Origin of the sequence: Oribacterium sinus, from assembly GCF_963537195.1 — a bacterium.
Classification (GTDB): Bacteria; Bacillota; Clostridia; order Lachnospirales; family Lachnospiraceae; genus Oribacterium; species Oribacterium sinus_A.
In genome coordinates, this window is record NZ_CAUTEG010000090.1 from 1 (window position 1) to 9,407 (window position 9,407).

General features: G+C 44.2%; 7 protein-coding genes. 5 read left to right on the forward strand and 2 right to left on the reverse strand.

The features are described from left to right. Positions 1-955, forward strand: a 955-nt coding sequence (locus tag RYL27_RS09270) for a GGDEF domain-containing protein (RefSeq protein ID WP_314966769.1), incomplete at its 5' end; no start/stop codon positions are given. A gap of 97 nt (positions 956-1,052) precedes the next feature. Beyond that, on the forward strand, positions 1,053-2,441 hold the full coding sequence (locus RYL27_RS09275) for an alanine/glycine:cation symporter family protein (RefSeq protein ID WP_314966770.1): 1,389 nt from the start codon (positions 1,053-1,055) through the stop codon (positions 2,439-2,441). Positions 2,442-2,484: 43 nt separating this feature from the next. Here the strand turns inward: RYL27_RS09275 and RYL27_RS09280 are convergent, their stop codons facing one another. Together RYL27_RS09280 and RYL27_RS09285 are read right to left on the reverse strand one after the other, a co-directional pair. Further along, the gene (locus RYL27_RS09280) at positions 2,485-3,129 is read right to left on the reverse strand and encodes a GNAT family N-acetyltransferase (RefSeq protein ID WP_314966771.1); all 645 of its coding nucleotides are present in this window, start codon (positions 3,127-3,129) and stop codon (positions 2,485-2,487) included. 100 nt (positions 3,130-3,229) lie between these two features. Then, a complete protein-coding gene (locus tag RYL27_RS09285) occupies positions 3,230-3,838 on the reverse strand; it encodes a TIGR01440 family protein (protein ID WP_314966773.1) in 609 nt (202 codons plus the stop codon). 376 nt (positions 3,839-4,214) lie between these two features. On the opposite strand from RYL27_RS09285, the gene RYL27_RS09290 reads away from it, so the two are divergent. The 3 genes from RYL27_RS09290 to fsa all read left to right on the forward strand — a co-directional run bounded on the left by RYL27_RS09290 (position 4,215) and on the right by fsa (position 9,287). Then, positions 4,215-6,338, forward strand: coding sequence for a methyl-accepting chemotaxis protein (locus RYL27_RS09290; RefSeq protein WP_314966775.1), 2,124 nt, complete (start codon positions 4,215-4,217; stop codon positions 6,336-6,338). 248 nt (positions 6,339-6,586) lie between these two features. Further along, on the forward strand, positions 6,587-8,569 hold the full coding sequence (gene tkt / locus RYL27_RS09295; protein WP_314966777.1) for a transketolase: 1,983 nt from the start codon (positions 6,587-6,589) through the stop codon (positions 8,567-8,569). A gap of 25 nt (positions 8,570-8,594) precedes the next feature. Next, positions 8,595-9,287: a fructose-6-phosphate aldolase gene (gene fsa, locus RYL27_RS09300; protein ID WP_050768727.1), complete on the forward strand. Its 693-nt coding sequence runs from the start codon at positions 8,595-8,597 to the stop codon at positions 9,285-9,287. The last annotated feature ends 120 nt before the right edge of the window (positions 9,288-9,407 follow it).

Below are 9,407 nucleotides of genomic sequence, written 5' to 3' on the forward strand. Positions count from 1 at the left end.
GATGCTGAAGCATCTGGAGAAAAAGGCGGATATCGATGTTTTAACGGGACTTTTTAATAGAAGTGCCTGTGTACAACAAATTAACGAGTATTTACAAATGAAAAAAGACAACGGTCTTTTGCTCATGCTGGACCTGGACCATTTTAAGATGGTAAATGATCGTTTCGGTCATGAGATGGGAGATCAGGTTTTGATGGAAGTGGCGAAGGTGCTACAGGGATTGGTGCGTTCCGATGATGTTTTGGGACGTATTGGCGGTGATGAGTTCATAATTTTTTATCGAGGCTTCTGGAATGAGGATGCCCTACGGGATCGTTGCGAGGAGATTTGCCTCAAGGTGAAATCTTGCCTGGAACATGTATTAGGCTCCTCCGTTTCCGGTCAATTCGGAATTTCCATCGGTGTTGCTATGGCACCTCAACAGGGCTCCGACTTTTTAAGTCTTTACCAAAAGGCGGATGAAGCCATGTATCATGTAAAGTCCGCAGGCCATGGGGGATATTTCGTTTTTTCGGAAGAAAAGGAGGAAGAAGAGGAAATCAGCAACGTGGTTTCCTTGCCGGAGATTCAGAAAAGAATTGAGGGCAGAGATTATTTTCCCGGTGCTTATATGGTGGATTATGAAGACTTTTGCAGTATCTATCATTTCTTAAAGCGGACGGGAGAGAGAGCGCAGCTTCCCGTACAGATGGTTTTATTTACGGTAGAGGAGAGTTCGGATGCGGATCGCAGAGGAACGGAGAATCGAATGCGGAATTTCGGAGGTCTTTTGAGTAAGACGATTCGAAGGGGAGATGTGGTGGTTCGCTGCGGTAACAAACAATATATGATTTTATTGGTTGGCGCAAGTGCGGAATCCAGTCATGTGGCTATTGATAGAGTGATGCGGCAACGATCTTTGGAGGAACAGGAGGATTATCCTATTCGTGTAGAGGTCAACAGCTTGATAGGTTAGTAAATTATTAGAGTAAAGAGCAATTAGAATAAAGAGTATTTAGAGTAAAGCGCATTAGAGTAAAGAGCAATTAGTATAGAATAGATAGGGTAAAGAGATGAATACATTGATTGAGGTCAACCGGCTGGTGAACCGGTTTATTTGGGGAGTGCCGGCTATGGCCTGTATTCTTGGAGTGGGATTGTATTTGAGTATCCGCACCGGATTTTTACAGCTACGGAATTTTCCTGAGGCTATGCAGGTAACAATTGGAAGGATTTTCCGAAAAAGAGAGGCGAAGGACGGTGCTTTGACCCCCTTTCAGGCGGTTTGCACCGCCTTGGCGGCCACCATCGGAACAGGAAATATTGCCGGTGTGGCGGGAGCCATCAGTATTGGCGGCCCCGGAGCTGTCTTTTGGATGTGGATGTCCGCGATTTTAGGGATGTGCACCAAGTTCTGCGAAGTTACCTTGGCAGTTTATTATCGGGAAAGCAATAAAAAAGGGGAGTTGCTGGGCGGACCCATGTACTATATCAAGAACGGTTTAGGCAGGCAGTGGCTTTTTCTGGCTTACCTTTATGCAATTTTTGGTATTCTTACGGTGTTTGGTACCGGAAACGCGACCCAGGTGAATACGATTACAGCGGCAATTAATGAAGCCTTGTTCCATTTTTCCCTATTGCCTACGGAAGGGAATGGAAGGGTAAACCTTTTTATCGGGATAGTGATTGCTGTGCTGGTTGCTTTGATTTTGTTGGGGGGAATCAAGAGAATTGGACAGGTGACGGAAAAGTTGGTTCCTTTTATGGCTTTGTTTTATGTCGTATTGTCCTTAGGGGTTGTTTTCCTTCATTTTGATAGAGTTCCCTCTGTTTTTACTACGATTTTTGCTTCGGCCTTCTCTCCCAGAGCATTTACGGGAGGTGCAGTAGGAAGCTTTATTCTTTCCATGAAGAAGGGAATTTCCAGAGGGATCTTCTCTAATGAAGCAGGTCTGGGAACCGGATCCATTGCCCATGCGACAGCGGATACCAGAAAACCGGTTAAACAGGGATATTTTGGAATTTTTGAGGTGTTTGCGGACACCATTGTGATCTGTACGCTGACAGCGCTTGTGATCTTATGCAGCGGGGTAGATATTCCTTTCGGAAGAGAAGCCGGCGCTGAGCTTACAATTTCAGGCTTTACCAGCACCTATGGTGCCTGGTCCAGTATTTTTACTGCAGTGGCTCTGTGTTGTTTTGCTTTTTCCACTATATTGGGATGGGGCTTATATGGAGCTCGATTTACAGAGTTTGTTTTTGCCTCCCCCATAGCGGTAAAGATTTTTTTAAGTCTTTATGCTTTAGTGTCTATTCTGGGAGCTACCGTAGATTTATCCCTGGTTTGGGCCGTGGCGGACACCTTTAACGGTCTTATGGTAATCCCTAACTTGATTGCTCTTTTCCTACTTTGTCCTAAGGTATTACAGTGTATTTCGGAATATCGTAAGAGTGAAGGATAGGAGTGGCTCTGTTTATTATGCAAAATGAAAAGACTGTTGTCGTTTATGCGACAACAGTCTTTTCATTTTGCACATCCATGGAGAAGCTCCAATTCCCCATTTGGGTTTTCGGGGTATGGATTTCTTCGTAGGACATTAAGGAGAAACCTGCTTTTTCATAAAAACGGGCATTATTTTCCGTGTTGGTAATCAGGGTGAATTGTCCCCCGCCTTCAGAGGATACATAGGGAATTACTCCTTCTTCCAGGAATTGTGCGCCGATGCCTTCCCCTCTACGGTTGTTTTTTACCGCTAAAGAGCTTAAATACCAGAAGGGGCATTTTTGGCTGTGAATTACTTTTTCCGCTTTTTCTGTCATGGAAATCCATGCCAAAGTCTTGAAAATACCGCCAATCATAAAGGTTTGCAGTGCCTTTTTGGAAACGTAGTCTTTAAATTCCACACCCTTGTCCATTGGGCTTTGGATTGCTGCTACGGCAAGAATTTCTCCGTCTTCTTCGGCCAGCAACATTCTCTGTTTTCCGTAGTAAATCTCCACGGCAATGGTTTGGATTGAGTGCACAAATTCTCTGCGCTTTTCATCTTCCTCAATAAAATTAGAAAAATAAGGATAGTCAAAAAAAGAATCGGTTAATAAGTCTACGCAGGCAGTCAAATCTTTTTCTTCAGCAAAACGGTATTTTAACATGGAATCCCTCCCGTAAATCATAGGCGTATTCTTCGGAAACATCCTGTTTCCTTTTCGAAATAATTTCGACTCATTTACACAATAATATAAAATTTAATTTTTAAAGCAGGCGCTCATCATAGGAAGCACGAATACCGCCAATAAACTTCGGTCGTACTCTGGCTGCAGTAACATGGGCGTGGAGAAGTTCCTTTTGAGAAAGTCTGAGAGGAACCGCAACGGATTTTAAGTGCATTCCGATAAAGGTATCCCCGATATCCAGACCTGCATCAGCTTGGATTCTCTCTACAAGAATAGGATCCCGGAAATTCTCATAAGCTTTTGTGGAAAAGGATCCTCCTGCCTTTGGTTTCGGAACTACATTTACAGGCTCCGGAAAGGGAAGGGCTGCTCGTTCCACCACAAGGGCTCTGTTTAAATGTTCACAACATTGGGTGGCCAAAAATACTCCGGCTTCTGAACAGGCCCGATAGATGCCCTGAAACAAGCATTCTGCCGCTTCCAAACTGGAGCAGCTGCCGATTCTTTCTCCGATAACTTCAGAGGAAGAGCAACCCACTACAAGAATCTGCCCCTTCTGCAGCTTAGCCTTCTCTATCAATTCTTTACATAGAGAGTAGCTTTGTGTTTCCAGCTCCTTGGGGCTGATTTCCGTAAGAGGATGTTCTGCTAAAGCGTCTAAATTTCCCCCGATGTTTTCGTTATTCATAAAGGCTCCTTTCCTTTTTTTGCAAAGAAATCCGTCAAATCTTCTGTAAGGCAATTTTAATATTACAACCGGTGAATAAGATAATCTTGTTGATTTCCTCTACAGTTTACTCGAATGAGAGAAAAATTTTCAAGTATTTTGTGTGTAAGACAAAATAATTTACTTATAATTCATTTTTGTATTGAGAAAATTAAGCAACAGCATAGAAGAAAATACAAAGGCAAAGTTGATTATATTCTTAAAAAATATATTTCTAAATTACGAACAGTGTGTTGAATAAATTCAATTTATTATAAGAATTTTAGTTTTGCCGATAATGATTAGGTCGTAAAAAATCGAGAAAAATGGAATTTTCTACAGAAGGAGTGAAGGAACAATGAAAAAACACGATTTGAGTACAACAAAGGGCAGACAAATGCAGGGGCCAAAGCGAAGCCATTCCTTAAGCGGAAGAATTTCTTTGAGCTTAGGTATTATCATGCTTTTCTTATTTGCATTGATGACCGCTTTTATCTTGGCAGTGGCCAGCGCAGCATTTAACAAGAAAAACGAGCAAAATATGAATGCTCTTTCCAACTTAAATGCGAGTAGAGTAAATAAAATCACGGTCAATACCAGCAATACCATGAAGTCTTTGGCAGAGAGCTTCGTAAATTTTCATAAAGAAGATGGCGAAGATTCAGCTCTTAGCGGAAAGAGCAAGCTGGAAGAAGCTACCGGAGCATTGACGGTTTCGGAGGCTGAGGAAGAGTATTACTTGATGAAAACCATGCAGAGCTTTGCAAAAAACAATTTGGGAATTGTGAGCCAGGCATTGCTCTTGGAGCCGGATGCATTTTCCAAGGAAAACAGCAATTACTCTCTTCGTTATGATACCGACGGAGACAAGTTCTCCATGGTGCCTTACGAGGTTTATGGTACACAGGATTTTTATAAGCAGGCACAGGAGAGCAAGACAGCTTCCGCAACTCTTCCTACGGAAAATCCGGATACCGGTAAGGGAAGCTTCTATATGACCGTTCCCATTCTGGACGGAGATCGTTTTTTGGGCATCGTAACCACAGAGATTTCCACAGAGGTTTTCAACGAGTTGGATATGAGTACACTTGGTTATGAAAATGTGTTCTTTGATGTTTTAGATAACCAAAACAACTTCGTTTACAGTAATAATCCGGATGCCAAGGGAAAGAACTTAGGAGACTTAATCGGTCAGAAATATAACGATATGCTGGTGGAAAAGATGCAGAGTAAAGAAGCATTTTTCCAAAGAGATGGCCAGGTTCGTTACTATGTACCTTTGCAAATCGAGGGTGTAGATTGGTGGGTGCAGACCGCTATGACGATTCCTCATTTTGATCAGGAGAAAAATCAGCTTTTATTTGCTTTGATTTTGTCCGAGGTCATCATTTTCATTCTGGTTCAGATTATTAACTTTGTGCGGATTTCCAATGCCTTAAAGCCATTAAAGAAGATCAGTGAGGCCGGAAAAGAAGTGGCAGGCGGAAACTTCGATGTGGAAATTCATTATCCCCAGCAGGATGAAATCGGAGAGCTTTCTCGCAGTATTTCCGAAGTAATCGGAAGAAGTAAGAAGATTGTATTTGACCTTAGAGACCGTTTGGATGCTATGGCAGGCGGAAACTTTACCGAAAATCTGGAAAGCGAAGAGTATGTAGGAGATTATGCACCCCTTCTGGAAAGCTTAAAGCATATTCAAGAGGATATGAACAGAACCTTACAGGAGGTTCACGCTTCTTCCGTACAGGTATTAAGCAGTGCAGAGCAGGTAAATACCGGAGCACAGAGCCTGTCTCAGGGTGCTACGGAGCAGGCTTCCTCCATCGAGGAGCTGTCTGCCAATATGCAGGATATTTCTCACTCTATTCAGGCTTCTACAAAGACTGCAGGAGAGGCCTATAAGCTACAGGGAGAGGCAGGAGTTGCCGTGCTTCAGTCCAATGAGAAGATGGAAGAGATGCGTAAGGCTATGGACGATATTACCTCAAAGTCCAATGAAATCAGTAAAATCATCAAGACCATTGATGACATTGCCTTCCAGACCAATATCCTTTCTTTAAATGCGGCTATCGAGGCGGCAAGAGCAGGAGCAGCCGGAAAGGGCTTTGCCGTGGTGGCGGATGAGGTGGGAAACCTTGCCCAGAAATCTGCCAAGGCGGCACAGAATACCGGTTTACTCATTGAAGAAACCATTGAAGCTGTGGAAAAGGGTGCAAAAATCACCGAAGAAACTGCAGAATCCTTAAATTCCGTTTCCAAGAGTACGGAAGAAGTAAACACCTTGATCGAGAAGATTTCTTCTGCATCCAGCAAGGATTTGGAAGGTATCACTTCCTTAAATCAGGGCTTACAGCAGATTTCTTCCGTAGTACAGGCAAATTCCGCAACAGCAGAACAGAGTGCGGCAGCCTCCGAAGAGCTTACCGGTCAGGCCAATAAGATGAATGAATTGGTGGAGCGCTTCCAGTTGAAGGAAGAGTAAGAAATAAAAGCTAAGATAAAAGCTAAAACAAAAGCTAAGATAACAGCTAAATAACAGCTTGAACATTAAGAAAAAGCCTTTATGGATATAGGCCTGAAAAAGGGAAATCCGAACCCGATTTCAGCCCTGAATTCCATAGAGGCTTTTTTGTATTTTTAAAGTCCAAAATTCATAGACATTTTTTTTCCCTATGGTAAGATAGAAAACGTAATTTTATAAAGAATCGGTCAAGAGCTTAGGAGGAAAAAATGAATAAAGAGATTGAAACGAAGGCAATAAACAGTATCCGTATTCTTTCTGCAGATGGAATCCAAAAGGCGAATTCAGGACACCCCGGATTACCCTTGGGAGCGGCACCCATGGCATATACCCTTTGGGCGAAACACCTTCATTTTCATCCTGAGCATCCGGAATGGGATAACAGAGATCGCTTCGTGTTATCTGCAGGGCATGGTTCCATGATGCTCTATTCTTTATTACATCTTTTTTCCTTTGGGCTGAGCAAGGAAGACTTGATGCAGTTTCGTCAGCTGGGGTCCCTTACTCCCGGACATCCGGAATATGGTCATACCAAGGGCATTGATGCCACCACTGGCCCCTTGGGCGCAGGTCTTGCTATGGCGGTAGGTATGGCTATGGCGGAAAGTCATTTGGCGGCAGAGTTTAATAAAGAAGATTTAAAGCTGGTAGACCACCGAACCTATGCTCTCTGCGGAGACGGTTGTCTGATGGAAGGAATTTCTTCCGAGGCCCTTTCTCTTGCCGGAACCTTGAAGCTGGATAAATTGACCATCTTGTACGATTCCAACAAGATTTCTATTGAGGGCAATACAGACATTGCTTTTACGGAAAATGTGGAACAGCGTATGCAGGCCTTCGGTTTCAAGACCTTGACGGTTGAGGATGGTAATGATATCGAAGCGATTTCCCAGGCTATTGAAACCGCTAAGGAAGACTGTTCTGCCCCCTATTTTATTACGATTAAGACTCAAATCGGCTATGGCGTTCCCAAGAAGATGGGCAGTGCTTCCGCCCACGGAGAGCCCTTGGGAGAGGAAAATATTAAAGAAATGCGGCAGTTCCTAAACTGGGAAGAGGAGGAGCCTTTCCTTGTACCGAAGGAGGTTTATGCCCACTATGATGCTTTGGTAGAGGAAAAGAAGACTTCCTACAGTGCCTGGGAGGATTTAAGAGCAAAGTACGAGAAGGCATATCCCGAGTGTTATGCCAAGTACTGTGCTTATCATAATCCCGGAAGTGCAGCTTCTCTGTTGCAGGAAGAAAAGCTCTGGACAGCTGTGGAGAAGCCGGAAGCAACCCGTTCTTCCTCCGGAGAAGTGATTCAGATTTTAAAGGATTTGGTGCCGAATCTTTTCGGCGGTTCTGCAGACCTTGCCCCTTCCAACAAGACGGAAATGAAGGGAGAGGGATTTTATTCCCCGGAAAATCCCCTTGGAAAAAATATCCATTTCGGAGTAAGAGAGCTGGCCATGGCAGGCATTGCCAACGGAATTCTCCTGCATGGAGGACTTCGTTCCTATGTAGCGACCTTCTTCGTGTTCAGTGATTATGTAAAGCCTATGGCAAGACTGGCAGCCCTTATGGGATTGCCACAGATTTATGTATTGACTCATGACAGTATCGGTGTAGGAGAGGATGGACCTACCCATGAGCCTATTGAACAGCTGGCTATGCTTCGTTCCACCCCGAATTTCCGGGTGTTCCGTCCCTGTGACAGGCAGGAGACCGCAGCGGCCTGGTTCTCCGCATTGTCCAGCACGGATTGTCCCACAGCCATTGTACTAAGCAGACAGAATCTTCCCCAGTATTGTAAGGATGGAAGAGATGCTTTGAAGGGTGCCTATATTCTTTCCGGAGGAGAGCAGGAGCCTGAATTAATCCTCATGGCCACCGGTTCCGAAGTGGAGCTGGCAGAAGAGGCGGCTAAGGTGCTTAGAGGAGAAGGAAGAGCGGTTCGCGTGGTTTCCATGCCTTCCTTGGAAGTATTTGCTCTGCAAAGTCCGGAATATCAGGAGAAGGTATTACCGAAGTCCTGCAAAAAGCGCATTTCCATTGAGGCCCTTTCCACCTTCGGCTGGGGCAAATATGTAGGCTTTGAAGGAAAGAGTATCGGTCTGGATCGCTTCGGTGCCTCCGGCCCTGCCAAGTCCCTCTTTAAGGAATTTGGATTCACGGTAGAAAGAGTTGTGGAAGAGGCAAAGAGCTTATAAATTTTCTGTTCAAGGAGGGAAAGAGATGAAATTTTATATTGATACAGCGAATGTGGCGGAAATTCGAGAAGCCTATGATATGGGAATCATTGCCGGTGTAACCACCAATCCTTCTCTCATTGCCAAGGAAGGTCGGGACTATCAGGAAACCCTGAAGGAAATCGCCTCCTTTATGGACGGCCCCATTTCCGGTGAAGTACGGGCGGACAGTGACACCGCAGAGAAGATGATTGCGGAGGGACGTGAGATTGCCGCTTTATCCAAAAACATGGTAGTAAAGATTCCTATGACCGCAGAAGGTTTAAAGGCGGTAAAGGTGCTTTCCAAGGAGGGTATCAAGACCAATGTCACCTTGATTTTCTCTGCAAACCAGGCGCTTTTGGCAGCCAGAGCGGGAGCAAGCTACGTTTCTCCTTTCTTGGGAAGAATGGATGACATTTCCTCCGACGGCCTTATCCTGATTCAGGATATTATGGACGTTTTCAGCCAGTATCCGGACTTGGAAACCGAAGTGATTTGTGCTTCTGTAAGACACCCGATTCATGTTTTGGAATGTGCAAAGACCGGGGCGGATATCGCTACTGTGCCCTTCAAGGTTTTGTTGCAAATGATTTCTCATCCTCTGACAGATCAGGGAATTGAAAAATTTAAGGCAGATTATGCGAAGGCATTTCCAACGAGATATCGCACGCTTGCGAGCGACACTCGTTATAAATAAAGAATTGACATCTTTTTCACAGCACAGTATAGTAAAAAATGCTGTGAAAGATGACAATTTATGAGGGGACTATGGAAAAAAAAGGAATATCCCAGGCGGTAATACAACGTTTACCCAGAT